Origin of the sequence: Agarivorans sp. JK6 (genome assembly GCF_045277145.1) — a bacterium.
In the GTDB taxonomy this organism is placed as follows: Bacteria; Pseudomonadota; Gammaproteobacteria; order Enterobacterales; family Celerinatantimonadaceae; genus Agarivorans; species Agarivorans albus.
In genome coordinates this window covers 4,034,318-4,059,665 of record NZ_CP113525.1, presented here as the reverse complement: position 1 = coordinate 4,059,665, position 25,348 = coordinate 4,034,318, and the positions used below count along the sequence as shown (strand labels likewise).

Annotated in this window: 26 protein-coding genes, 1 tRNA gene and 1 rRNA gene; 21 read left to right on the top strand and 7 right to left on the bottom strand. The window is 44.4% G+C overall.

Translation table 11 applies throughout. The annotated features are described in order from the left end of the window. Nucleotides 1-144: 144 nt before the first annotated feature. Genes aroK through OV592_RS18700 form a run of 4 tightly spaced genes read left to right on the top strand, consistent with a single transcriptional unit; the run spans nucleotide 145 to nucleotide 4,052 of the window. Nucleotides 145-660 (top strand): shikimate kinase AroK, encoded by a 516-nt coding sequence (aroK, locus tag OV592_RS18715; RefSeq protein ID WP_040307650.1) that lies wholly within the window; start codon nucleotides 145-147, stop codon nucleotides 658-660. Between the two features lie 7 nt (nucleotides 661-667). Further along, nucleotides 668-1,744 carry a 3-dehydroquinate synthase gene (gene aroB / locus OV592_RS18710; RefSeq protein ID WP_406609636.1) on the top strand — a complete coding sequence of 359 codons (1,077 nt, stop codon included), beginning with the start codon at nucleotides 668-670 and terminating at the stop codon, nucleotides 1,742-1,744. An 11-nt stretch (nucleotides 1,745-1,755) separates the two neighbouring features. Continuing rightward, a complete protein-coding gene (locus tag OV592_RS18705; RefSeq protein ID WP_406609635.1) occupies nucleotides 1,756-3,234 on the top strand; it encodes an AAA family ATPase in 1,479 nt (492 codons plus the stop codon). Nucleotides 3,235-3,236: 2 nt separating this feature from the next. Further along, on the top strand, nucleotides 3,237-4,052 hold the full coding sequence (locus OV592_RS18700; protein WP_016403781.1) for a Dam family site-specific DNA-(adenine-N6)-methyltransferase: 816 nt from the start codon (nucleotides 3,237-3,239) through the stop codon (nucleotides 4,050-4,052). Between the two features lie 6 nt (nucleotides 4,053-4,058). Here the strand turns inward: OV592_RS18700 and OV592_RS18695 are convergent, their stop codons facing one another. Next, nucleotides 4,059-4,226: a DUF2970 domain-containing protein gene (locus OV592_RS18695; RefSeq protein WP_221074942.1), complete on the bottom strand. Its 168-nt coding sequence runs from the start codon at nucleotides 4,224-4,226 to the stop codon at nucleotides 4,059-4,061. A gap of 132 nt (nucleotides 4,227-4,358) precedes the next feature. On the opposite strand from OV592_RS18695, the gene rpe reads away from it, so the two are divergent. From rpe to OV592_RS18650, 9 genes are all read left to right on the top strand, one after another. Beyond that, complete coding sequence (rpe, locus tag OV592_RS18690) at nucleotides 4,359-5,036, top strand: ribulose-phosphate 3-epimerase (protein ID WP_406609634.1); 678 nt, start codon at nucleotides 4,359-4,361, stop codon at nucleotides 5,034-5,036. Between the two features lie 10 nt (nucleotides 5,037-5,046). Continuing rightward, on the top strand, nucleotides 5,047-5,742 hold the full coding sequence (locus tag OV592_RS18685; RefSeq protein WP_406609633.1) for a phosphoglycolate phosphatase: 696 nt from the start codon (nucleotides 5,047-5,049) through the stop codon (nucleotides 5,740-5,742). A gap of 30 nt (nucleotides 5,743-5,772) precedes the next feature. After that, the gene (gene trpS, locus OV592_RS18680) at nucleotides 5,773-6,777 is read left to right on the top strand and encodes a tryptophan--tRNA ligase (protein ID WP_152783472.1); all 1,005 of its coding nucleotides are present in this window, start codon (nucleotides 5,773-5,775) and stop codon (nucleotides 6,775-6,777) included. 135 nt (nucleotides 6,778-6,912) lie between these two features. Then, on the top strand, nucleotides 6,913-7,821 hold the full coding sequence (locus OV592_RS18675) for a cation transporter (protein WP_406609632.1): 909 nt from the start codon (nucleotides 6,913-6,915) through the stop codon (nucleotides 7,819-7,821). A gap of 101 nt (nucleotides 7,822-7,922) precedes the next feature. Further along, complete coding sequence (locus tag OV592_RS18670) at nucleotides 7,923-8,507, top strand: anthranilate synthase component II (protein WP_406611445.1); 585 nt, start codon at nucleotides 7,923-7,925, stop codon at nucleotides 8,505-8,507. Between the two features lie 290 nt (nucleotides 8,508-8,797). Continuing rightward, nucleotides 8,798-10,009, top strand: a complete 1,212-nt coding sequence (locus tag OV592_RS18665) for an aspartate aminotransferase family protein (RefSeq protein ID WP_040307652.1) — start codon at nucleotides 8,798-8,800, stop codon at nucleotides 10,007-10,009. Between the two features lie 115 nt (nucleotides 10,010-10,124). Beyond that, entirely contained in the window at nucleotides 10,125-11,156 is a 1,032-nt protein-coding gene (astA, locus tag OV592_RS18660) for an arginine N-succinyltransferase (RefSeq protein ID WP_406609631.1), read from the top strand. Nucleotides 11,157-11,195: 39 nt separating this feature from the next. Beyond that, complete coding sequence (astD, locus tag OV592_RS18655) at nucleotides 11,196-12,665, top strand: succinylglutamate-semialdehyde dehydrogenase (RefSeq protein ID WP_406609630.1); 1,470 nt, start codon at nucleotides 11,196-11,198, stop codon at nucleotides 12,663-12,665. Nucleotides 12,666-12,675: 10 nt separating this feature from the next. Beyond that, the gene (locus tag OV592_RS18650) at nucleotides 12,676-13,470 is read left to right on the top strand and encodes a DUF1338 domain-containing protein (RefSeq protein WP_406609629.1); all 795 of its coding nucleotides are present in this window, start codon (nucleotides 12,676-12,678) and stop codon (nucleotides 13,468-13,470) included. Between the two features lie 52 nt (nucleotides 13,471-13,522). Here the strand turns inward: OV592_RS18650 and crp are convergent, their stop codons facing one another. After that, on the bottom strand, nucleotides 13,523-14,161 hold the full coding sequence (crp, locus tag OV592_RS18645; RefSeq protein ID WP_016403770.1) for a cAMP-activated global transcriptional regulator CRP: 639 nt from the start codon (nucleotides 14,159-14,161) through the stop codon (nucleotides 13,523-13,525). A 211-nt stretch (nucleotides 14,162-14,372) separates the two neighbouring features. On the opposite strand from crp, the gene OV592_RS18640 reads away from it, so the two are divergent. Further along, nucleotides 14,373-14,777 (top strand): OsmC family protein, encoded by a 405-nt coding sequence (locus OV592_RS18640; protein ID WP_016403769.1) that lies wholly within the window; start codon nucleotides 14,373-14,375, stop codon nucleotides 14,775-14,777. A 1-nt stretch (nucleotide 14,778) separates the two neighbouring features. Here the strand turns inward: OV592_RS18640 and OV592_RS18635 are convergent, their stop codons facing one another. From OV592_RS18635 to OV592_RS18625, 3 genes are read right to left on the bottom strand one after another with little or no spacing between them, the layout of a single operon-like run. Continuing rightward, nucleotides 14,779-15,648 (bottom strand): phosphoribulokinase, encoded by an 870-nt coding sequence (locus OV592_RS18635; RefSeq protein WP_016403768.1) that lies wholly within the window; start codon nucleotides 15,646-15,648, stop codon nucleotides 14,779-14,781. Nucleotides 15,649-15,685: 37 nt separating this feature from the next. Further along, nucleotides 15,686-15,934 (bottom strand): YheU family protein, encoded by a 249-nt coding sequence (locus OV592_RS18630; RefSeq protein ID WP_016403767.1) that lies wholly within the window; start codon nucleotides 15,932-15,934, stop codon nucleotides 15,686-15,688. Further along, nucleotides 15,931-16,914, bottom strand: a complete 984-nt coding sequence (locus OV592_RS18625; protein ID WP_406611444.1) for a hydrolase — start codon at nucleotides 16,912-16,914, stop codon at nucleotides 15,931-15,933. Before OV592_RS18625 ends, OV592_RS18630 begins: the two co-directional genes overlap by 4 nt. A 137-nt stretch (nucleotides 16,915-17,051) precedes the next feature. Between OV592_RS18625 and OV592_RS18620 the strand changes: the two genes are divergently transcribed. Together OV592_RS18620 and OV592_RS18615 are read left to right on the top strand one after the other, a co-directional pair. Continuing rightward, nucleotides 17,052-18,446 carry a coniferyl aldehyde dehydrogenase gene (locus tag OV592_RS18620; protein ID WP_406609628.1) on the top strand — a complete coding sequence of 465 codons (1,395 nt, stop codon included), beginning with the start codon at nucleotides 17,052-17,054 and terminating at the stop codon, nucleotides 18,444-18,446. Nucleotides 18,447-18,478: 32 nt separating this feature from the next. Beyond that, nucleotides 18,479-18,724, top strand: a complete 246-nt coding sequence (locus OV592_RS18615) for a DUF3624 family protein (RefSeq protein ID WP_406609627.1) — start codon at nucleotides 18,479-18,481, stop codon at nucleotides 18,722-18,724. Nucleotides 18,725-18,729: 5 nt separating this feature from the next. Here the strand turns inward: OV592_RS18615 and miaA are convergent, their stop codons facing one another. Together miaA and OV592_RS18605 are read right to left on the bottom strand one after the other, a co-directional pair. Next, entirely contained in the window at nucleotides 18,730-19,668 is a 939-nt protein-coding gene (miaA, locus tag OV592_RS18610; RefSeq protein WP_406609626.1) for a tRNA (adenosine(37)-N6)-dimethylallyltransferase MiaA, read from the bottom strand. 125 nt (nucleotides 19,669-19,793) lie between these two features. Continuing rightward, nucleotides 19,794-20,003, bottom strand: a complete 210-nt coding sequence (locus OV592_RS18605) for a DUF1127 domain-containing protein (RefSeq protein WP_016403762.1) — start codon at nucleotides 20,001-20,003, stop codon at nucleotides 19,794-19,796. Between the two features lie 763 nt (nucleotides 20,004-20,766). Between OV592_RS18605 and OV592_RS18600 the strand changes: the two genes are divergently transcribed. The 5 genes from OV592_RS18600 to OV592_RS18580 all read left to right on the top strand — a co-directional run bounded on the left by OV592_RS18600 (nucleotide 20,767) and on the right by OV592_RS18580 (nucleotide 25,246). Beyond that, nucleotides 20,767-21,891, top strand: a complete 1,125-nt coding sequence (locus tag OV592_RS18600; protein WP_406609625.1) for a pyridoxal-phosphate-dependent aminotransferase family protein — start codon at nucleotides 20,767-20,769, stop codon at nucleotides 21,889-21,891. Between the two features lie 87 nt (nucleotides 21,892-21,978). Further along, a complete protein-coding gene (locus OV592_RS18595) occupies nucleotides 21,979-22,593 on the top strand; it encodes a flavin reductase family protein (protein ID WP_406609624.1) in 615 nt (204 codons plus the stop codon). A 14-nt stretch (nucleotides 22,594-22,607) separates the two neighbouring features. Next, nucleotides 22,608-23,093, top strand: coding sequence for a C40 family peptidase (locus OV592_RS18590; protein WP_406609623.1), 486 nt, complete (start codon nucleotides 22,608-22,610; stop codon nucleotides 23,091-23,093). 429 nt (nucleotides 23,094-23,522) lie between these two features. Next, nucleotides 23,523-25,065 (top strand): 16S ribosomal RNA (locus OV592_RS18585). Nucleotides 25,066-25,170: 105 nt separating this feature from the next. Beyond that, a tRNA-Glu gene (locus OV592_RS18580) sits at nucleotides 25,171-25,246 on the top strand. Nucleotides 25,247-25,348: the final 102 nt, after the last annotated feature.

The window sequence follows — 25,348 nt, the reverse complement described above, 5'->3', positions numbered from 1 at the left end:
CGAGTCATTCGGTATAGGAGTGATTTTGCTGTTGCCAAACTCCCGCTCAAACGAGATAATCGCGCCCTGATCTTTTTACTAAGGTTGGTACATCAGGTGCCCGCATTGCGGGGAGAAAATAGACAAAGACAAATTTGAAGAAGCATGGCTGAGAAACGAAATATCTTCCTTGTAGGACCAATGGGTGCTGGGAAAAGCACAATTGGTCGTCATTTAGCACAGCAATTACATTTGCAATTTTACGATACCGATCAAGAGATTGAACGCCGCACTGGTGCCGATATCGCTTGGGTATTTGACGTAGAAGGTGAAGCCGGATTTAGGGTTCGTGAAGAAGGTGTTATTGATGACCTTTCACAACTTCAGGGCATTGTATTAGCAACAGGTGGTGGCTCTGTAATTAGTAAAGAGAACCGCAATCATCTTTCTGCTCGTGGTATTGTTGTGTACCTTGAAACCACAATCGACAAACAGTTTGCTCGCACGCAACGTGATAAGCGTCGCCCACTGCTACAAACCGATGAGCCTCGCGAAGTATTAGAGAACTTGGCAGAAGAACGTAATCCAATGTACTCAGATGTCGCTGACTACACAGTGAAAACTGATGACCAAAGCGCAAAAGCAGTGGCAAACCAAATCATCGAATTATTAGGATTCTAAAATAACAATGGAATGTTTGACCGTTGCTCTAGGCGAGCGCAGCTACCCAATTAGTATTGGCCAAGGGTTACTAAACCAAGTTGACTTATTTAGTTCTGCGATTACCAGTAAAAAGGTAATGGTGGTTACAAATACTAAGGTTGCGCCGTTATATTTGGAGCAATTGTTGGCATGTTTAAGTCAGTATCAAGTGGATGTAGTAACCTTACCTGATGGTGAGCAATACAAAAACTTAGATACCTTAAACCAAATATTTTCTGAGTTATTAGCCCAGCAACATAGCCGTGATACCACCATTGTTGCGTTGGGCGGTGGCGTTATTGGTGACATGGCTGGCTTTGCAGCTGCTTGTTATCAACGCGCAGTGCCGTTTGTGCAAGTGCCTACTACTTTGTTATCGCAGGTTGATTCATCCGTGGGCGGTAAAACAGCAGTTAATCATCCTTTAGGTAAAAACATGATAGGCGCGTTCTATCAGCCTAAAGCAGTGGTGATAGACATAAATTGTTTAGCTACATTGGACAAGCGAGAACTTGCTGCAGGCATGGCAGAAGTGATCAAGTATGGCATTATCTACGATGCAGATTTTTTTGCATGGTTAGAGACTCATCTTGATCAACTTATGGCGCTCGACCCAGAGTTAATGACCCGCGCAATTGCGCGCTGTTGTGAAATTAAGGCTGAAGTGGTAGCGAAAGACGAAACCGAGCAAGGTATTCGTGCTTTACTAAACCTTGGTCATACTTTTGGCCACGCTATTGAAGCTGAGCAAGGTTATGGCGTTTGGTTACATGGTGAAGCCGTTGGCGCGGGTATGGTTATGGCCGCCGAAACAGCTGAGCTAGCGGGTATGATTGGTCAAAGTGAAGTAACGCGTATGCGGACGTTGATTGAACGTGCTGGGCTACCCATTGTTCCACCAAAAGGTATGGGCTTAGCTGAGTTCATTCCGCATATGATGCGTGATAAGAAAGTATTGGATGGAAAACTCCGTTTAGTTCTACCTAGCTCTATTGGTACAGCAGAAGTAGTTGATACAATTACTGAAAGTGATATAAAAACAGTTATCAATCGATTTCAATAAGGCAAATTTGAATGGTGGGAGTGCGGCGTGATGCCGAGTTTGCACAATTGCAAAGTCAATTGCGCTTACGCGATAGGCTGATCACTCAAATTCGCTTTAGCGCAAAGCTCATTTGCGTTAACGGAGAGGCGGGGTCTGGCAAGTCTTCAATGGCCAACTCCGTACTTGAAAGCGCTGCTTTTGCTAATCATGCCTTGGTAAGCGCTGCCAATGAGCAAGACGGTCGCTTACGCCGAGATTTATTGCAACAATTATTGAAAGACCCGCTGTTTAATCAAGACGATCCATTATTCGACAGTTTTCAACGCAATGTAAAAGAAACTTCAGCGCCGCTCATTATCATCATAGATGCAGCGCATAATGTGAGTGTAGAGCTACTAAAGGAGTTGGTGGAGTTCTACCAACATTACAATCAGTTGTATCAGCATGATTTATCATTAATACTGTTTGCCGAATCTAGCAGTAGTTTTAATGCGCAACTGGATGCGCTAAGCAACCAGGTTCTCTATTTTGATGTCCCGCCTTTAAATAATACTGAATCTTTCGAATTGGCTTCACTACTATTTAACCGTGCTGAGTACGTGGCGGAATTTGAGAACCAACAAGCAATTGAGCAACATATCGCCTCGGCGAAAGGAAATCCTCGTTTAATTCATCAGTTTGTCGATCAAATCGTTACCGGAGATATCCCCATGGCGGAAGCAAGTGCCCCAAATAGAAGTAAGTTATATATCGTTATTGCGGTGGTGTTATGTGCAGCGGTAGCCGGTTTACTGGTGCAAGTTATCAACGACTGGGGCGGTAATGAACAAAGCGATGACAGTCGTATTGCCTTAGCCTTAATGGAAGAACCTACTTTAGCCAATGGTAGCTCTCCAAGCCAAAGTGCTGCTAATGAATCACAACAAAATAGTTCAGAGTTCGCAGGTTCAAATAGCGAAGCAGACACGGCAGAGCTGCCGTCTCAAGATCTACCTAAAGAGTTAGATTTAACCAGCCAAAGCTCAGAGTCAGAGTTGCGGGTAGTGGTTGAAGATGACGTGGTTAATAAGCTCCTGGCTGAACAAAGCCAGCCTAATGAAGACGCAGAGTTAGTCGCTCAAATTCAAGATAGTGGTAATCTGTTGGCAGAGTCTGCAGAGGAGGTAGCTGTTGAGCAAGAGCCTAGCGAAGTGACTCAAGAAGAAGTACCTATCAAGGTTACTAACGTAAAAGCGCTGTTGGATGCTAAACCAAGCAAGCGTTATACCCTGCAGTTAATGGCGCTAAATAATCGCGAAAAAGCGCAGCAGTTTGTGTCGGCTCGACAGTGGGCGCATGAGGTGTGGGTATACCGTTCAAGCGCCAATCCAAATGTTCCTTATAAAATTATTTATGGTGACTTTGCCACACGCGAAGAAGCCCAAGCCGCTCGTAATAGTTTAAAACAGCAAAATCTTGATTCTTTGATTAAGCAATTTAAACAGGTTCAGTTTGAATTGACTCAATAGTAATGAAGAAAACACGTGCTTTTTTAAAATGGGCTGGCGGAAAATACGGCTTAATTGAAGACATCCAGCAACAATTGCCCGAAGGTGATTTGCTGGTAGAACCTTTTGTGGGAGCCGCTTCGGTGTTTTTAAACACCGATTATCCGCGCTACTTATTGAGTGACATCAATCCCGATTTGATCAACATGTATCAAATATTGCAGCAACGCCCGCAGCAGTTCATTGATGATGCCAAGCACTACTTCACGCAAGAGTGTAATCAAAGCGAGTACTACTATCAGGTGCGCAAACGTTTTAATGCCACCAAAGACAGCTACCAACGTTCTTTAATGTTTTTGTATATGAATCGTCACGGTTATAACGGCTTATGCCGCTACAACCGCGGTGGTGGCTTTAATGTGCCCTTCGGTTCTTATAAGCGCCCTTACTTTCCTGAACAAGAGCTGGAGTTTTTTGCCGAGAAGTCACAAAAGGCCGAATTTCGTTGCTGCTCTTACGTGGAAACCTTTGCCGAGGTAAAGGCTGGCGATATAGTTTATTGCGATCCGCCTTATGCTCCGCTTAGCCCAACAGCCAGTTTTACCAATTACGCAAGTAAAGGCTTTAATCGAAGTGACCAAGAACGTTTAGGCGATTTAGCCATAGAGGCCCAGCAGCGGGGCGCTTCTGTATTGATTAGCAATCATGATTTACCGCTCACTCGCAGCATTTATCAGCATAGTGAATTGAGCCAACTAAGTGTTCGCCGAACCATTAGTCGTAAAGGGCAGCAACGAATGAAAGTTGCTGAGCTACTGGCTTATTATCAGGCCAATTAATTACCCTTAGGTAATTACCGACACTAGCGCTGCTATCGCTAATACAAACAGCGTAACCATAATGATGCCAACTAGGATGAATTTCCACGCTTTGCCTTGGCTAAAGTCATGTTGGCGTTGTTTATCCGATTGAACACCAAACAATGCACCGAGAACACTTTTCAACACAGACATGATATTTCTGCCATTTGTTGCCCCTTTTGCTGAATAACTTCAGCATGACATAAAAACAATCTTTGTACAGAGATTGGATCACAGCACAAGCTGCGCTAAAATTGCGCACTTTCAAATCCAATGGTTAACCCAATGAGCAAACCTTTTTTAATTGCCCCTTCAATTTTAGCCGCAGATTTTGCCCGTTTGGGTGAAGAAGTGGATAACGTACTAGCTGCTGGTGCAGATGTAGTCCACTTTGATGTAATGGACAATCACTACGTACCTAATCTAACCGTTGGTCCAATGGTGTGTAAGGCACTGCGAGACTACGGTATAACTGCACCAATTGATGTGCATTTAATGGTTAAGCCGGTAGATGCCATCATTCCTGAGTTTGCTAAAGCCGGGGCCAGCATGATTACTTTCCATGCTGAAGCCTCAGAGCACATCGACCGCAGTTTACAGCTGATTAAAGAACATGGCTGTAAAGCAGGTTTAGTATTAAACCCTGCTACACCTCTGCACTGTCTTGATTACGTAATGGATAAGCTAGACATGATATTGTTAATGTCGGTAAACCCAGGTTTTGGCGGTCAAAAGTTCATTCCAAATACCCTAGACAAACTGCGTGCTGTACGTAAAAAGATTGACGATAGCGGCTACGACATTCGTTTAGAAATTGATGGCGGTGTAACGCCAGACAATATTGCTGAAGTAGCACAAGCGGGTGCCGATATGTTTGTGGCGGGTTCTGCCATCTTCAATCAACCTGATTACAAAGCGGTAATCGATAAAATGCGTGCCGAACTGGCGAAAGTTGCAAATTAAGGTTAAACAAATGAGCCAATTACAAGCGGTAAAGTTAATTGCTTTTGATTTAGACGGTACCCTAGTAGACAGCGCGCCTGATTTAGCTTTGGCTATTAATGTGATGCTGCTGGACTTGGGGCGCGAGCAATTTCCAGAACAAACCGTTCGCCACTGGGTAGGCAATGGTGCTGAAGTGTTAATAAAACGCGCTTTGTCTGGTTCATCTGCTATTTCTAGCGATATTGAAGAGAGCCTCTACCTACAAGCGAAAGATTTGTTCGTTCAACATTATTCAGAAAAATTGTGTGTCGCCAGCAAGCTCTATGAAGGCGTTGCAGAAAGTTTAGAACAGCTTTCTAAGTTAAATGTGCCAATGGCTATTGTTACTAATAAACCTGGCGTATTCACTCAGCCATTATTAGAAGCTTTAAATTTGGCACAATACTTCGACGTAGTATTATCGGGTGATTCTCTGCCACGTAAAAAGCCCGATCCACTGCCGCTGCAGCACTTAGTTGAACGCTGCCAGGTTGAGATGGCAGATTTATTGATGGTGGGTGATTCAAAAAATGATATTCAAGCTGCAAAAGCAGCGGGTTGTCGCTCGCTAGGCTTGACCTATGGTTATAACTACGGTGAAGATATCGCACTTAGTGGCCCCGATTTTGTGGCTGACAGCCTAGTAACATTGATTGAGTTAATCAAAGGCTCGGTAACGGCTTAAGCCCATAGTATTAGTTTTTATAGGAAGAACATGAGTAAACCGATTGTATTAAGTGGCATTCAGCCTTCTGGTTCATTAACCATTGGTAACTATGTTGGGGCGATAAATCAGTGGATTGACATGCAAAATGACTATGACTGTTATTTTATGTTGGTTGATCTTCACGCCATTACAGTACGTCAAAAGCCCGAAGAACTTAAAGCGCGAGTATTAGACGGTTTAGCCACTTACTTAGCGTGTGGCTTAGATCCAGATAAAAGTACTATTTTTGTTCAGTCGCAAGTACCAGAGCATGCTCAGCTAGCCTGGGTATTAAACTGTTACACGCAAATGGGCGAGCTGAGCCGTATGACTCAGTTTAAGGATAAATCAGCCTCGCATGCCAATAACATCAATGCTGGCTTATTTACTTACCCAGCTTTAATGGCTGCAGATATATTGTTGTATCAGGCTAATGCTGTTCCTGTAGGCGATGACCAAAAGCAGCATCTGGAATTAACGCGAGATGTGGCTAATCGATTTAACGCGCTATATGGCGACATATTCAAAGTGCCTGAGCCGTATATTCCTGAGTTTGGCGCGCGGGTAATGTCTCTTCAAGAGCCAACCAAAAAAATGTCGAAGTCAGATGCTAACCCTAAGGCTTTCATTTTACTAAACGATACGCCTAAGCAAATTGCCAAAAAGATTAAAGCTTCGGTGACTGATTCTGATGAGCAAGCGCGTATCTACTTTGATCGTAATGAAAAGCCAGGTGTATCTAACCTACTAACTTTGCAGTCGGTGGCAACTGGTAAGTCAATTGATGACTTAGTAGCAAGCTATGAAGGTAAAATGTACGGACACCTGAAAGTAGACACCGCTGACGCTGTGGTAGCAATGATGGAGCCTATTCAAGCGCGCTATCAAGCGCTACGAGAAGATGAGGCCGCTCTGCAGGCTATTATGGCTAAAGGCGCAGAACGTGCCAGTGAGCAAGCCAGTAAAACCCTACGTGCAGTTTATGATGTACTAGGTTTTATTAGTTTGAAGTAACAGCGACTTAATTAATGACAAGCCCAGCCAATAGCTGGGCTTTTTTATGTCTAGTTAATACTAGTGGCATAGCTTAGTGCTTGCTAGTATCTATTTGTATATCAAAGTGTTGATAACTGGCTCTGTGAGGAATAGATGGATCTTGAACGTAAAACCTTAGTTGTGTCAGCAATAATTGCTTTGCTGCTTGCTATGTGGGGCATAGCCATGGGAGTTTACACCGAATCTGGCGCTATTATGCTAGATGGCGTATTCAATCTGTTATCCTCAGTTATGGCATTCATAGGTATCCGTATCGCCTACTTAACCAGCCAAAACTACAATGAACGTTTTCCCATGGGCTATTTTGCCTTCGAGCCCTTAATGGTCATGGTGAAAGGCATCTCGATTTTGGTATTGGTAGCATTTGCCTTATCAGCCAATTTGCAAACCATGCTAGCTGGTGGGCGAGAACCACAAATAGGCATGATGTTAGTGTATGTGGTGCCAGCCGTAGGGGGATGTTTACTTGCGTGGTATGTATGTTTGCGTAGCAATCAAAAACAAGCATCTAATTTACTCCTAGCGGAGCAGCAGGGTTGGTTAATCAACTCTGTGATCTCTGGTGCTATTGGCGTCGCACTTATCATTGTGTTGTTGATCCAAGATAGCAGCATCGGCTGGATAGCCCGCTACGTAGACCAAATATTGGTAATTGTGTTCTCCTTGGTGTTTTTAAAAGATCCGTATTTATTGGTTAAAAACGGTTTTAAAGAGTTACTGCTTAGTGCCCCTGATGATGCCCACACTAAGCCATTTTTAGCGGCACTTAATGAGCAACCTTTAGTTGATGGTTTTAGTATTGCTGATGCCATGGTAATGAAAACCGGTCGCAGATTTTGGGTAACTCTAGAGTTAGAATGCCAACAATCTCAACTTGCCCTTAGCGATTTGGTACAGCAGCGTAAACAGCTGCGAGCATTAGCCAATCAGTTTTATGAGAATAACTACACCGAGATAGTATTTGTTGAGCCTAAAGCTTCGAGCGAAGACGCTGCAAGTTGAATTAAACTAAACTGCACTGAATAGTCGCTGTGTCGCCGTTTAAAATCGGCTACTATAGCGACTTTCTTGGTTTTGACTTATACACGGTTTGCTCAAGCTACATGTTACTTATCATCGACAATTACGACTCATTTACCTACAACCTATATCAATACTTTTCGCAGTTAGGTATTCAGGTTGAAGTGCGTCGTAACGATCAAATTACTCTAGAGCAAATTGAACACTTAGCCCCTAGCCATTTGGTAATATCGCCAGGGCCCTGCTCGCCTAATGAGGCTGGTATATCTCTAGATGTGATTGCCAGGTTTGCTCAGCGCTTGCCTATTTTGGGGGTGTGTTTGGGTCATCAATGTATTGCGCAGCATTTTGGCGCTCAGGTGGTGCGTGCAGCAGAAGCTATGCACGGCAAAGTGCGGCCCATTTATCATCAGCAGCAATCAGTGTTTAAGGGCTTGGCTAATCCACAAATGGTAACGCGTTACCATTCTTTAGTGGTGGCGAAAGACAGCTTGCCAGAGTGCTTAGAAGTAACGGCATGGAGCCAAGATGGTGAGGGCGAAGCGCATGAAATTATGGGGCTAAAACACCGGGATTTACCGATCCATGCAGTGCAGTTTCATCCAGAAAGTATACTTACACAACAAGGTTTACAGTTATTAGCTAACTTTGTTGATTCTACAAAGTAGAACGTTTTAGATTCTATAGATGCTTATCTAGTGATTATATAGAATGAATAGATTGTGCATATTTATGCTGTAGTGGCTAAGTCTTTGGCTGTTTTCTGTCAGCTTAGCAATAATTGATTTAGAACTATGCACTGAATATGCGTAAAAATGGCCATATTTTGTATGGCTCAAAGGCACTATGCTCAGACAAGGCTCTTGAGATTTGCCATAATCGCCAAACTGTTTACAAACTATTAACCTTTCTGGCCCTGTATAACGGAATAGCCAGAAAGCTAAAAGGAGAACACTACATGTCACACGCTGTTACTCGCGCGCTATTCGATGAAGTTATGGTTCCAAACTATGCACCAGCGGCCATTATTCCGGTGAAGGGTGAAGGTTCGCGTTTATGGGATCAAGACGGTCGTGAGTATATCGACTTTGCTGGTGGTATTGCTGTTAACTGCTTAGGCCATTGTCATCCCGCGTTGGTGAAGAGCTTAACCGACCAAGGCAACTCGCTGTGGCACTTAAGTAATGTACTTACTAATGAGCCAGCATTGCGTTTAGCTAAAAAATTGGTAGACAGTACCTTTTCTGAGAAAGTGTTCTTTTGTAATTCTGGTGCAGAAGCCAACGAAGCCGCACTAAAACTAGCGCGCCGTTATGCTATTGAGCATGGCTCTGCCGATAAAACCAAAATCATCGCTTTTGAACAAGGCTTCCATGGTCGTACTTTCTTTACCGTAACCGTGGGTGGTCAAGCAACTTATTCAGACGGTTTTGGACCAAAACCCGGCGATGTAGAACACATTCCTTACAATGATCTTGCAGCTTTAGAAGCCATTATTGATGACCAAACCTGCGCGGTGATGATGGAACCCTTACAAGGTGAGGGCGGCATTATTAGTCCTGACTTAGAGTTTGCCCAAAAAGTTCGTGAGCTATGTGATAAACACCAAGCTTTGCTTATTTTTGATGAAGTACAAACCGGTGTCGGCCGTACTGGCGAACTATACGCATACATGGGCTTAGGTGTAACGCCAGATATTTTAACCTCGGCTAAAGCCTTAGGCGGCGGTTTCCCAATTGGCGCGATGTTAACCACTACTGCTATTGCAGCTTCAATGAAAGTCGGCACCCACGGTAGCACCTATGGTGGTAACCCATTGGCTTGTGCCGTAGCTGAAACGACTTTTGATATTGTTAACTCTGAAGAAGTACTAAGTGGCGTTAAGCAACGTGAACAATGGTTTAGAGAAGCACTTAATCGCATCAACGAGAAGTATCAGGTATTTGCAGAAGTACGTGGTAAAGGTTTGCTGTTAGGTGCGGTATTAAATGAGCAATACCAGGGCCGAGCTAGAGACTTCTTAGTAGCTGCAGCAGCAGAAGGCTTAATGGTTCTGGTTGCTGGTGCTAATGTTGTGCGTTTTACTCCTTCTCTTATTGTTCCTCAGGCAGACGTTGAATCAGGCATGCAGCGTTTTGAGCAAGCTGTTGCCAACGTGGTAAACGGCTAAATCAGTTGGGCTGAGGCCGTTAAAGGTTTCAGCCCAAGCAATACTTTTAATAAACACAAATAGTGGCTAATACTTAGCTACGGCTTCATGCTATTTAATAAAGGGAGAAATAGCCATGTTAGTTATCCGTCCTATTAAGGAAACGGATTACCCTGCCTTGTTACAAATGGCAGTGGGTTCGGGGATAGGCTTTACTTCTTTACCGGTAGACGAACCTTTATTGCGTGAAAAGCTCGCGCATTCTATTCGATCGTTTGCCAGTGATATCGACCACCCTGGCGACCTGCATTATTTAATGGTGGCCGAAGATACCGAAACTGGCGAAGTAGTGGGAACCAGCGCCATAGATGCCGCAGTAGGCATGGCCAGCCCATTTTATACTTATCATCTCGGCAAAGTTGTACATGCTTCACGTAGCCTAAATGTATACAACGTGGTGGAAACGCTCACCTTAACCAATGATTACACCGGCGTGACCGAGCTATGCACCTTGTTTTTGCAAGAGTCTCACCGACAAGGTCAAAATGGTCGTTTATTGTCGAAGTGTCGCTTTTTGTTGATGGCCGAGCACCCGCAACGCTTTAACGACTCGGTTATTGCCGAAATGCGCGGTGTATCCGACGAGCAAGGCCGTTCACCGTTCTGGCAATGGCTGCAAGATAACTTCTTTAGTGTTGATTTCCCTACCGCCGATTACCTAACGGGTGTAGGTAAGAAAGAGTTTATTGCTGAACTCATGCCCAAGTATCCCATTTACGTCAATTTGCTTAGCAAAGAAGCGCAAGCCGTAATTGGTGAAGTACATGAAAAAACTCGACCGGCGCTGCGATTATTGGAGGCCGAGGGTTTCTGCAAACACGGTTATGTAGACATCTTTGATGCTGGCCCTACCGTTGAGTGTCCACTCAAGCTGATTGAGAGTGTTAAGCATTCTTTCAAAGTAATCGTACATGTTGGGCAACCTAGCAATGCAGCCGAAGAAATGCTGCTTACCAATGCGCGTTTACAAGAGTTTAGAGCATGTGTTTCTCAGATAGAGTTAGATAGCAAAAAATGCCACGCAGTGATTTCTAAAGAAGCTGCCAAGGCCTTAGAAGTGACCGATGGTGATCAAATTCGCATTGGCGCACTGCGTTTCGAACAATAATTTTGCCCACGGGCAGCAATAAAGGATTTGAGGTTGTAGATGGAACATTTAAATCAGTTTATTAATGGTCAATGGTTGGCTGGTGAGGGCGAGGCTTTTAACTCGATTGATCCGGCTAAAAATGTGTCGGTGTGGCAGGGTAAGTCAGCGCTTGCGAGCCAAGTAGATAACGCAGTAACAGCAGCGCGAGACAGCCAATTTGCTTGGTACATGAGCGGTGTTGAGGCGCGCCTTGCAATCATCAAAAAATTTGCTGGCTTGCTTGAAGAAAACAAAGAAGCCTTAGCCTTGGTAATAGCTCAAGAAACGGGGAAACCTTTATGGGAAACTCGTACTGAAATTGCAGCAATGATCGGCAAGGCAGGCATTTCAGAGAAAGCCTATTTTGAGCGTACTGGCGAGTCAAGCTCTGAGCTGCCCATTGCAACTGCAGTATTGCGTCATAAACCCCATGGAGTGGTTGCGGTTTTTGGTCCATACAACTTCCCGGGTCATTTACCTAATGGCCATATCATCCCAGCGTTGATCGCAGGCAATACAGTGGTGCTTAAACCTTCTGAGCTAACACCTAAGACATCTGAGCAAGTTGTAAAGTTGTGGCAACAAGCAGGTGTTCCCAATGGCGTAATTAATTTGGTGCAGGGTGAAGTGCTCACAGGTAAAGCTTTAGCGTCGCATTCAGGCATTGATGGCTTGTTCTTTACGGGCAGTTCTACTACTGGCCACGTTCTGCATCAGCAGTTTGCTAGCCAGCCGGATAAAATTTTGGCCTTAGAGATGGGGGGAAATAATCCCTTGGTTGTGGCTGAGGTTGATGATGTAGATGCCGCGGTTCACGATATTGTACAATCAGCCTTTATCTCTGCAGGCCAGCGCTGCACCTGTGCACGCCGTTTGTATTTGCCAAAAACCGAGCAAGCCGAGCAAATCCTAGAGCGTTTAGTATCTGTGACTAAGGCGATTGAAGTCGGTAACTACGATGCCGAGCAACAACCATTCATTGGAGCCATGATCAGTGCAAAAGCCGCTGCAGGAATGGTTAGCGCTCAAGAAAAGTTAACAGCATTGGGTGGTGAGTCTTTAGTAGAGCTAGAGCAAGCAGATGCAGATAAGGGCTTTGTTAGCCCGGGCATTATTGAGGTGAGTGAAATAGCCGACTTACCCGACGAAGAATACTTTGGCCCCTTGCTGCAGGTTGTTCGTTATGACGATTGGGACAGTGCAATTGCTCAAGCCAATAACACCCGATACGGCTTATCTGCGGGTTTGTTAAGTAACGATGCAGCTCTTTGGGAGAACTTCCGCCACCGCATTCGAGCAGGCATTGTTAATTGGAATCGCTCCATTACTGGCGCTTCTAGCGCAGCGCCTTTTGGCGGAGTTGGCGCTTCGGGTAACCATCGCGCTAGTGCGAAGTATGCTGCCGATTATTGTGCTTACCCAGTGGCGTCGATGGAAGGTAAAGCCAGTGTAATGCCAGCTACCTTAAGTCCAGGCTTACACTTCTAAGGAGTTAGCGATGACTATCGATTTATTCTTTGAGCGTTTATGGCAACAGTATTTGGCGGTAACACCAAGCGTAGAGTCTATTCATGCCTTACTGGGTGGCGGCGCTCCAATCGTTAATGATCACATTGCGGTGCGCACTTTTAATCTGCCTAATACCGGTGTAGAGGCTTTTGCCAAGCACTTGCTAGCAATGGGCTACGTTCAAGGTGGTACTTATCACTTTGCTAACAAGCACCTTGATGCGGCTCACTTTGAACATAGTGACCCAACCGTACCCAAGGTGTTTATTAGTGAGCTACAAGTCGAAAGCCTTTCTCCTCAAGCGCAAGATATTGTTCAGCGTTTGGCCAGCCAAGTGAATGACGAGTTATATCAACGCCCAGAAGTATTCTTTTCTGGTCGACCTTGGCAGTTAAGCTACAGCGATTACCAAGCATTACTCGCTGAAAGCGAATATGCTGCATGGTTAGCAGCCTATGGCTACCGCGCTAATCATTTTACCGTGTCGGTAAACCAGCTGGCGGGCTACCAAAGCCTACAAGCGGTTAATCAAAAATTGTCGGAAGCTGGCTTCAACTTAAATACGGTGGGTGGCGAGATTAAAGGTTCACCAGAAGTATTGCTTGAGCAATCTTCAACAATGGCCGATCAAACTGAGGTGGTGTTTAGTGACAGTAAACACAGCATACCCAGTTGTTTTTATGAGTTTGCGCTGCGTTATGCAAAGGCTGATGGCGAGTTGTACTCAGGCTTTGTAGAAGCGTCGGCAGATAAAATATTTAGTAGTACCGACAACCGTTCTTAAAAAACAAAAAAGCCGCATTAAGCGGCTTTTTATTTGAGCAATGGTGATTTTATTAGCGTGTGCCGTAAACCACTATAGTTTTACCGTGTGCGGTAATTAACTCTTGCTCTTCTAGCATCTTAAGAATACGACCTACCGTTTCGCGAGAACAACCTACAATTTGGCCGATCTCTTGGCGAGTGATCTTAATCTGCATGCCATCTGGATGCGTCATAGCATCTGGCTGCTTAGCTAGGTTTAATAGCGTTTGAGCGATTCGACCAGTAACGTCTAAGAATGCTAAGTCACCTACTTTTTGGCTGGTGATTTGCAAACGGTTAGCCATTTGGCCCGAAAGGCGCATTAAGATTTCAGGGTTAACTTGAATTAGCTGACGGAATTTCTTGTAAGAAATCTCCGCTACCTCACAAGGACTTTTTGCGCGGATCCAAGCAGTACGAATTGGATTTTCAGTGTCTTCGAAAAGACCCAATTCACCCATGAAATCACCTTGATTCAAGTAAGACAAGATCATTTCCTTGCCTTCTTCATCTTTAATCAATACTGCCACTGAACCTTTTACAATGTAGTAAAGTGTTTCAGCTTTTTCGCCAGCATGAATCAAAGTACTTTTTGATGGGTACTTATGAATGTGACAGTGAGAAAGAAACCACTCCATCACCGGATCAGCTTGAGGTTTGCCAATTACCATATTAAAGAAATCCTCTGTCTTTATAATTGTTTGCTAGCTTTATAACACGCAAACTGTATTTATTTTAATAGTCGTCCATTCCGCCTCTAGCATAAAAGGCTTCGGGCTTTGCTGCAAGGCATTTATACGCCTTTAGTATGAGTCAAACGCTGGCCTTGAACCTTGACCTAGATTAAGCTGGTCGACGAAATATTCCCTAGGAGAATCTAACATGAAAGCGACCGTTTCGTGGTCTAAAGAACTGCAATTTATTGGAAAAAGTAGCTCAGGTCACCAAATTGAGATGGATGGTGATGGTGCAAAGGCTGCGGCAAGCCCTATGGAGTACGTTTTAATGGCGGCTGGTGGCTGTAGTTCGGTAGATATTATTTCTATTTTGAGTAAGGCTAGACAGCAAGTTACTGATTGTACAGTTAATCTCGATTCTGAGCGGGCAGAAGGCACGCCGCGAGTATTTACCAAAATTCACCTCGAATTTGTGGTTACCGGGGTTGATTTAAGTGAAAAGCATGTGGCACGCGCAGTGCAATTAAGCATGGAGAAGTACTGTTCTGTGTCGCTAATGTTGAGTAAAAGCTGTGAAGTAAGCCACAGCTATCGTATTGAATCTGCTTAACTTAGCGGATTTTTCCTGTCTCTAATAGTTGTTGAATCATTGGCGACAGGATTAACTCCATGGCAAAACCCATTTTCCCGCCAGGTACCACAATGGTGTTTTGCCGTGACATATAAGCACCATCGATCATTTGCAATAAAAATGGAAAATCGACATTTTTTAAACCGCGAAAACGAATAACCAACATGCTTTCATCTAAGGTTGGAATGCTTTTAGCGCTAAATGGGTTAGAGGTATCTACCGTGGGGACTCGCTGAAAGTTGATATGAGTGCGAGAGAATTGAGGGGTGATGTAGTTAATGTAATCATCCATCGAACGTACGATAGATTCTTGCACTGCTTCGCGAGAATGGCCTCGCTCGGTGGTATCTCTCACCAGCTTTTGAATCCACTCTAAGTTTACAATCGGCACCATACCGATGAGCAAGTCAACTTTAGAGGCTACGTTTTTATCATCGTAAGCCACTCCGCCGTGTAAGCCTTCATAAAACAATACATCGGTGTCTTCGGGTAAATCTTGCCAAGGCGTAAAGGTACCCGGCATTTGGTTGTAAGGTACTGCTTCATCGAAGGTATGCAGATAACGACGATATTGGCCAGTGCCAGTTTCGCCATATTGTTTGAAGAAGTCGTACAGCAAATTAAAGTCATTAGCTTCAGGGCCAAAATAGCTAATGTGTTTACCATGTTCGCGAGCTTTACGAATAGCCACATCCATTTCTGGGCGAGTGTAACGGTGAAAGCTGTCCCCTTCGATAAAGGCTGCGTTTAGCTTGTGCTGCCTAAACAGGTGAGCAAATACTTCGCTGGTGGTTGATGTTCCAGCGCCTGATGAACCGGTAACCGCAATAACGGGATGCTTAGCTGACATAGTGGCCTTATTTGTTGGTGATGATTATAAACAGGGTTTACCCATCATCCTGCTGCCCTTCCATGGCAGAGGCATCAAATTGCTCTTTGGCAATTAAGTTTACTGTTTCATGAAGTTCAGAGTATACGATTAAAACCGAGCCGTTAATAACTTGTTGTTTAATTTGTTCTAGTTTGTCACTAAGGCTCAACTCTTGATCACCATAGTCGGTGCCTTCGCGCAGTACATAGCTTTCTAGCAATGCATCTAAGGTGGCGGGTTCTAATTGTTGCCAAGGAATGATCATTTTGATGTTTGCTCAAGTTGTTGTTTAAACCAAGCTGGAATAGTTGATTCAAGCCAAAATTGCGGGCGCAGCAGGCTACCACCAACAAATCCTACATGTCCACCGGTATTGCTAAGGCGATATTCTACAGCTTGGCTTAATTGATCTGCTTTGGGAATAACCCGTTGGTCCATGAAAGGATCATCAGCCGCATGGATTAATAAGGTTGGCTGCGTAATTTCTTTTAATAAAGGCAAGCCGCTACAACGGTGGTAATAGTCGGCGGCGCCCTTAAAACCATGTGCTTTTGCAGTGTAGTGTTCGTCAAACTGCACGAAGTTACGCCAAGTTTGGACTTCCTTAGTATTAAGAGGAGCCTGCTGGGTGCGCTCAATTTTTTTACATAGATTACGTTTCATTCGTGACAACAGGTGATGTTGATAAACTTTGGAGAAGCCACGCTGCAAACGCTCTGAACAAGCTCCCAAGTTTAAAGGAGGCGATACCACAGCGGCAGCAACCACTGGAGAGCTGGGTGTTTTGGCTAAATAGTTGACTAACATATTTCCACCTAAGGAATAACCTAATGCCAGTAATGGAGCCTCGGGGTATTGCTGGTGTAAGTAATTGATACAGCTTGTAGCATCTTTAATTTCGCCACTGTGGTAACCACGCCACAAATTATTCGGTTTGCCGCTGCAGCCGCGAAAGTGCATAACTACTGCGCGCCAACCTTGTTGCTGGCAAGCCTGTAGTATCCCTTTCGCGTAAGGTGATTCAACACTGCCTTCTAAGCCATGAAACACCACCACAATGGGCTGGTTTGATGAACGAGCTTCAACACTCTCTATCCAAGCCAGGTCTACAAAGTCTCCATCAGCTAAATCCAGTTTTTGCCAAGCTAGCTTTAAGCGCTTATTCCGCCGTAAAAAAGTAGGTAATAAGGTTTGAATATGCTTGTTTCTGGCCCACCAAGGAGCGGTAAATTGGTTTGGATTAATGATTGCTCTCCCTTTGTTCGATGCGACTAAACTATGCTACCTGTCATAATTTTGTTCAAGTATCATCATTTATATTTTACAAGTTACCGTGGGTAACATAATCTATTTATGATTATAGAGTGTTTATGGTGACAGATGTGAATCAACAGCAATTTTCTAGTGACTTAACCAGCCTAAAGCAAGCCTTTGTTCAGCAAAGCTACCCAAGTTTGCAGCAACGCAAATACAACCTACAGCAGTTGCTAAAGTTGTTGATGGAAAATCAAAGCGCCATTATTGAGGCGATTAGCCAAGATTTTGGTCACCGTAGCTCACATGAAACCCAGTTGATCGAGTTATTTCCTTCTATTGAGGGAATACGCTATGCCTTAAAGCACCTTAAAAAATGGCTAAAGCCACAGCGGCGAGGTATTAGCATTTGGCACTTGGGCGCGAGCAATCAAGTGATTGCAAAACCATTAGGAGTGATAGGGGTAATCGTGCCCTGGAATTACCCATTATATTTAGCCATAGGGCCGCTTACTGATGCTCTAGCCGCTGGCAATAAAGTGATGATTAAGATGTCGGAACTTAGCCCAGCATTAACCCAACTGCTTATCGAGCTAATGCCTCAGTATCTTCCTGAGGACTTGGTAAGGCTATATGCCGATGAGGATGGCAGTCGCGGCGCCCTATTCTCAAGCCTCGCCTTTGATCATCTGGTGTTTACAGGCTCAACCAATACTGGCCGCAAAGTGATGCAAGCTGCAGCCGCTAACCTTACTCCAGTTACCCTAGAGCTTGGCGGTAAATCTCCGGTCATTATTGCAAAAGACTATCCAGTTGAACTGGCCGCTGAGCGCATCATGATGGGTAAGCTGTTTAATGCAGGGCAAACCTGCGTAGCACCCGACTACGTTTTACTGCATCACTCACAGCGCCAAGCGTTTGTTGATGCTTGTGTGGCTTATTGTAAGAAGCATTATCAAGCGCTGAGCGATCAGGCATTTTCCAGCATCATTTCTGAAACCTTTTTTGATAGGCTAAATAAGCTAAGCCAGCAGGCAATAGAGCAGGGTGCAGAGAGCATTACTTTACTTCCAGGGGAGAGTAAGCAAAAGCTAGCGCCGAGTTTATTGTTAAATGTGGCCGAAGACGCCGATGTTATGCAGCAAGAGATCTTTGGCCCAATATTGCCGGTAGTTGAATATCAGCAGTTAGACGAAGCCATTGCTTATGTGCGGCAACATGCTCATCCGCTCGCTTTATATGTGTTTTCTAATCAGGCCGCTACCCAGCAACAAGTTATTCAGCAAACTCAAGCTGGTGGCCTATGTATCAATGATGTGCTTTTGCACGTAGCCCAACATGAATTGCCTTTTGGTGGTGTTGGACCGAGTGGAATGGGGCACTATCACGGTTATGACGGTTTTGTGCAGTTTTCTAAAATGCTGCCCGTGTTTAAGCAAGGGCGTTTTCCGGCAATAAAACTGATGCGTCCACCTTATACAAAATTCAGTGAGTTATTGATCAAACTGATGACACGTGGATAATTTGCTTAGATTGTTTCTAACAGGGTTTAGCCGTGAGTTGTCAGTTTTGCCAAAAGGCATGGTTTTTAGAAAAGCTAGGCCGTTGCCAACAGTGTATGTGGCAAGCCAACCTAGGCAGTTTGCTGCTATTGGTGTGCTGTTTGGGCTACAGCGGTGAAGTGGCTGTTTATTCTGTTGCGCTATGGCTAGCTTTTGCAGCATTTGCCAGCTTAAGTTTGGCCCATTGGCTAATGTTTTTCTTTTACCGGTGGTTGACTAAGCAACCACCAAGTAAGTAGTTGGTTTAAGACAGCTCTGCACTTAAGCTTTCTAGTTGTGGCTCTACTAACTTTGCTGCTTGTTCTACCAGGCTTTGCTGAGGATCCAGCCAATGAATGGTATCACCACGGCGCTCCATCTTTCTAAACCAAGTATCTTGGCGCTTAGCAAACTGATGGATTTGAGAATTAAGCTTTTGAAACATATCGTTGTAGCTGAGCTGCTCTTGTAAATACTGAGCGACCAAGCGGTACTCCAAACCATAAAACTCTAGTTTGCTGTAACTCACGCCATCTCTATGAAGATTTTGTACCTCTTCAATTAAGCCCTCTTCTAAACGCTGCTTTAAGCGCAGGGTAATGCGTTTTCTTAGTACTGAGCGTTCCCACCGAATGCCCATATAAAGTGGATTGATCCTTGGGTGCTTGGGCTGGCTTTGTGGTTCAACTGTTTTATCCGATTCGGCTATCTCTATCGCTCTTACTAAACGAGGCCGCACAGTTAAATCAGTACTATTGTGCTGTTCTGGCTTGAGTGCCAATAAACGTTGCTGCAGCTGTTCTAGGCTTAGTGCAGCCAGCTCATCCCTAAGGGCTTTATTTACTGGTGCTTCGTGTAGCTGATAGTTTTGGGTTACTGCGTCGATGTATAAGCCGGTACCGCCTACCATAATCGGTAGTTTGTTAGCTTGTTTTATTTGCTGATAAGCCGCGAAGAAGTCTCGCTGAAAGTGAAATACACTGTACTCGGTGTCGGGCTCTACAATATCAATAAGATGGTAGGGGATCTCTTGGTACTCATCTAAGTCTTTTCCCGAGCCTATATCCAAACCCTTATATACTTGGCGTGAATCTGCCGATAGCACTTCACCCTTATAACGGCGTGCTAGTTCTACACCTAGATGGGTTTTACCTGAAGCAGTAGGGCCTAATACAACAATAAGGTTAGCGGCTTGAGTTTGCATAGTGGTTTTAATTGCGTGGAAATTGAAAAGCGAATGGTAGCAAGAAAAAACAAAAACGGCATGTGCAAAGCAGCATGCCGTTTGTAATGAGCCTGAGGTCCTTGGCGAAAAGCGTTAAAGGAGCTTTAGTTTTCCCAGAAGTGTTTGCGTGATTCTTGGTAGCGGTCTGCTTCGCTTAAACCAATGTCACGTAGTAAGTAAGCTGGTAGTTGGGCTAACTGACGGCGTGTTTTTTGACGCAAAATCCATGTATTGCAAAGGTGGTAAACCTCAACAAGTTGTTGGAAGAAAGAAGTATTTTTGTTGTTGCCAATTGAATTTACGTTAGTGCTCATAATGTAAGACCTCATCTCAGTTGATGGGGCAATAATAGATCTGAAAATTCGCCTTCTCAAACAAGTAAAACTGCAACTTAATCATTAGAAAAACTAATGTTTATTCTGGTTTTTGAGAGCGGAATTTTAGCGTGAATAAATCATGAATAATTATTCTTTTTTTACGATTTGTTAATATGGGGAACTTTAAGTATTTAACCTTTTTTGTGTGTTTATTAAGCTGCTAAGCCAGAATCGGCGCGATTCTGCAGTTTGGTTTTTTTGTAGCTCTAATAGCATTGCCTTTGAGTAATTATTCTATAACGAATTTTGTAGTGGATAGGTGGCTTAATGCCTTTTACTTAAAAGCTATTAGGGTGGTTTTTGATTTCGGTGTGTTTGTTGTTTTAGATCAATTTGTCGATGGTGGTTTTTGATCTTTTATGAAGATTCTAATGTTGCTTTTATGTGAATTTTGTTGTGTTTGAGTGTTGTTTAGGTAGCGTTAAAGATCTTATTCATATTTTGCTTGGATTATAGAATGGTTAGTTTAATAAATACTCGTTTTTATTAGCTTCTTTCTATTAGTTGTATTTGTCTTTTTAGGTTTTTTACAAATACCAAATGAGATGTGTATGGGGTTTATGGGCTTAGTGAAAAGATCACTCAAAGGCTTATGCTTCTGGCTGTTTTGTGTTCAATTGTTGCTACCTGAATGTTAGAGTAATTACGCAACACTCATAATTACAATAAATAATTAGATTAAATATAAGGACATGCTTTCATGGATATTAGCTCTTTTAACCCTCCTCGTAGAATTTTGATGGGACCAGGGCCTTCAGATATTTCTCCACAAGTATTGCAGGCACAAAGCCGCCCTATCATTGGCCATTTAGATCCTTTGTTCGTGAACATGATGGACGAAATTAAAGCTTTGTTGCAGTACGCATTTCAAACCCAAAATGCTCACACCTTTGCCGTATCCGCGCCTGGCTCTGCAGGCATGGAAACCTGTTTTGTTAACTTGGTTGAGCCAGGTGATAAAGTTGTTGTGTGTATTAATGGCGTATTTGGTCAACGCATGCTGGAAAATGTAGAACGTTGTGGTGGTGTTCCAGTGGTGGTAGAAGACAGCTGGGGAGAAGCCGTTTCTATAGAGAAAGTGAGTCAAACACTTGAACAGCATCCCGACGCTAAAATTCTGGCCTTTGTTCACGCAGAAACATCTACTGGCGTAGCTTCTGATGCTCAAGCCTTATGTGCCTTAGCGAAACAACACAACTGTCTAACCATTGTTGATGCCGTTACCTCTCTTGCGGGTATCCCCGTGAAAGTGGACGAATGGGGCATAGATGCTATCTACTCTGGTAGTCAAAAATGTCTATCTTGTGTACCCGGTTTATCACCGGTAAGTTTTAGCCAAGCGGCAGTTAGTAAGTTAACTAGCCGAAACAGCAAAGTACAAAGTTGGTTTTTAGATCAAAGCTTAGTCATGGGCTACTGGTCTGGGGAGCAAAAGCGTTCTTACCATCATACTGCGCCAGTTACTGCATTGTATGCATTACATGAGTCATTGCTGGCCCTATATAAAGAAGGCTTAGAACAATCTTGGCGGCGACACGCCGATATGCACAGTCAGTTGGCCGATGGTCTAGCTGAGTTAGGCCTAGATTTGATGGTGGATCAAAGCTGTCGTTTACCCCAGCTAAATTTAGTGGCAATTCCCAACGGGGTAGACGAAGCTGCAATTCGCGCTAAGTTGCTTAATAACTATAACTTAGAGATTGGTGCGGGTTTAGGTCAGTTTGCTGGTAAAGCATGGCGAATAGGTTTAATGGGTTATGCTGCCCGCAAAGAGAACGTGAGTTTATGTTTAGCGGCATTGGCTGAAGTTCTTGGCGAAAGCTGATATTTTCTTTCTATACTAGTGCTTGAAGCCCGCAGTTGCGGGTTTCTTTTTATTCAAACCTATTATCGGCATATAGGAAGAGCTTAGATGTACATCGATTTTTCAAGTTTAAGTGCTAATCAGATATACCACTGCATGACTCAAACAGTAGTGCCTCGCCCTATAGCTTGGGTGCTTAGCGACAACGGAGAGCCTAGCTCTTATAACTTAGCGCCTTTTTCATATTTTACAGCCGTTAGTTCTAATCCACCTCTGATGATGCTTTCGGTGGGTAAAAAACCAGATGGCAGTGACAAAGATACCAAAGTTAATATTGAACAACGTAAACATTGTGTAGTACATATCGCAAGCGCAACCCAGGCCGAGCAAGTCACCGAGTCGGCAAAAACGTTGCCGCATGGCGAGTCAGAAATAGAGCTCCAACAACTTGGCTTAACCCAGTTTGATAGCTTTTCTCTACCAAGGCTTACTAACGCCCCAATTGCCATGGCTTGCGAGCTATATGAAATGCATAAAGTGGGGTATACACCTCAAGCAATGATACTGCTTAAAGTATTGCACCTATATATAGAAGAGCAGTTTGTGACTGAAGTGCAAGGGCGTATCACTTTAGATACCAATAAACTTAATCCCTTAGGGCGATTGGGTGGTGGCGAGTATTGGGCAAATGGCAATAGCTTTTCTATTCAACGCCCTAAGTAAAGGTAGCGAGTTTAATGCTTAGAATCGCAGCTACTTCTAATTGCTTAGCAGTTTTACTCGTTTGTTATTTGCTCATGGCCTGTAGTGCTAAGCAAGGGAGCGAGTCTTCACATGTTGGCCTAGCTAAAAATGCTACGGCAACACAACAACTAATGTTGCAAGTTCATAAGCAATGGCAAGGAACACCCTATCAACTTGGGGGAACAACCAATGCAGGTATAGATTGTTCCGCTTTTGTTCAGCACCTATATATAGACGTTTATAATCAAGTTTTGCCGCGAACAACAGAAGTACAACTAAAACAAGGAAAGGCTGTATCACTAAACAACATTCAAACTGGCGACCTCATTTTCTTTAAAACCAGTTATAAAGTGCGGCATGTGGGTGTGGTATACGATGAAAATCACTTTCTCCATGCCTCCACATCTAAAGGTGTGATCTTTTCGCGCATCGATAATGTTTATTGGGCGCCAAAGATCATTGCAATAAAACGCCTATAAACGTAGATAAAATCGCCAATAAATACAGCGCCTGCCTACTATCTGAACACTTAAACGTGTTTCTGTGATTTTCTTCAAAAAACGCTTGCGCCGCGAGAATCGATCCCTATAATGCACCTCCACTGACACGGCACGCAGCGCGCTAAAGCGAAGCAAGGCTACGTCAGGGTTAGCAAGGCCTAGGGCTGAGTTAGCCGGTTGAAAAACTTCTTCTTAATTAATATTAAAAAGCGGTTGACAGCCACAGAGGAAAGCGTAGAATGCGCACCTCGCTTCGGCAACGAAGCAACGCTCTTTAACAATTTATCAAGCAATCTGTGTGAGCACTCACAGGACCTTAAGCGAAAAAATTAAGCTTAAGTGAACTGGAGTCTTGCACTGTAAAACACAGTAATAATTTCAGTTTTTAACTTTGAGCGAAAAAACTTTTGATTGAAGAGTTTGATCATGGCTCAGATTGAACGCTGGCGGCAGGCTTAACACATGCAAGTCGAGCGGTAACATTTCTAGCTTGCTAGAAGATGACGAGCGGCGGACGGGTGAGTAATGCTTGGGAATATGCCTTTACGTGGGGGACAACAGTTGGAAACGACTGCTAATACCGCATAATGTCTTCGGACCAAAGGAGGGGATGCTTCGGCACCTTTCGCGTAAAGATTAGCCCAAGTGGGATTAGCTAGTTGGTAAGGTAATGGCTTACCAAGGCGACGATCCCTAGCTGGTTTGAGAGGATGATCAGCCACACTGGGACTGAGACACGGCCCAGACTCCTACGGGAGGCAGCAGTGGGGAATATTGCACAATGGGCGAAAGCCTGATGCAGCCATGCCGCGTGTGTGAAGAAGGCCTTCGGGTTGTAAAGCACTTTCAGTCGTGAGGAAGGGGTAGTAATTAATACTTGCTATCTTTGACGTTAGCGACAGAAGAAGGACCGGCTAACTCCGTGCCAGCAGCCGCGGTAATACGGAGGGTCCGAGCGTTAATCGGAATTACTGGGCGTAAAGCGTACGCAGGCGGCTTGTTAAGCCAGATGTGAAATCCCCGGGCTCAACCTGGGAATGGCATTTGGAACTGGCAAGCTAGAGTTTTGTAGAGGGTGGTAGAATTTCAGGTGTAGCGGTGAAATGCGTAGAGATCTGAAGGAATACCAGTGGCGAAGGCGGCCACCTGGACAAAAACTGACGCTCATGTACGAAAGCGTGGGGAGCAAACAGGATTAGATACCCTGGTAGTCCACGCCGTAAACGATGTCTACTAGTTGTCTGTGAGTTTAACTCGTGGGTAACGCAGCTAACGCATTAAGTAGACCGCCTGGGGAGTACGGCCGCAAGGTTAAAACTCAAATGAATTGACGGGGGCCCGCACAAGCGGTGGAGCATGTGGTTTAATTCGATGCAACGCGAAGAACCTTACCTGCCCTTGACATACTGAGAACTTACCAGAGATGGTTTGGTGCCTTCGGGAACTCAGATACAGGTGCTGCATGGCTGTCGTCAGCTCGTGTCGTGAGATGTTGGGTTAAGTCCCGCAACGAGCGCAACCCCTATCCTTATTTGCCAGCACGTAATGGTGGGAACTCTAGGGAGACTGCCGGTGATAAACCGGAGGAAGGTGGGGACGACGTCAAGTCATCATGGCCCTTACGGGCAGGGCTACACACGTGCTACAATGGCATGTACAGAGGGATGCGAACTCGCGAGAGCAAGCGGACCCCAAAAAGCATGTCGTAGTCCGGATCGGAGTCTGCAACTCGACTCCGTGAAGTCGGAATCGCTAGTAATCGTAGATCAGAATGCTACGGTGAATACGTTCCCGGGCCTTGTACACACCGCCCGTCACACCATGGGAGTGGGCTGCAAAAGAAGTGGGTAGTTTAACCTTCGGGAGGACGCTCACCACTTTGTGGTTCATGACTGGGGTGAAGTCGTAACAAGGTAGCCCTAGGGGAACCTGGGGCTGGATCACCTCCTTATTATGATGCTTAGGTTTTGTGACGTGTTCACACAGATTGCTTGATGAAAAAGAAAAGAGAGAAGTTCTAGTGTGGTGTAGAACCAACGAGAACAGCTACTGCAGTGTCCCGTTCGTCTAGAGGCCTAGGACACCGCCCTTTCACGGCGGTAACAGGGGTTCAAATCCCCTACGGGATACCATTTTCTCTCACTGGTTTGAGAATACAAAGCTAAGCATTTGTTTATATAGTGCTTAGCTTTGGTTTCTAAGGAACCAATTGCTCTTTAACAATTTGGAAAAGC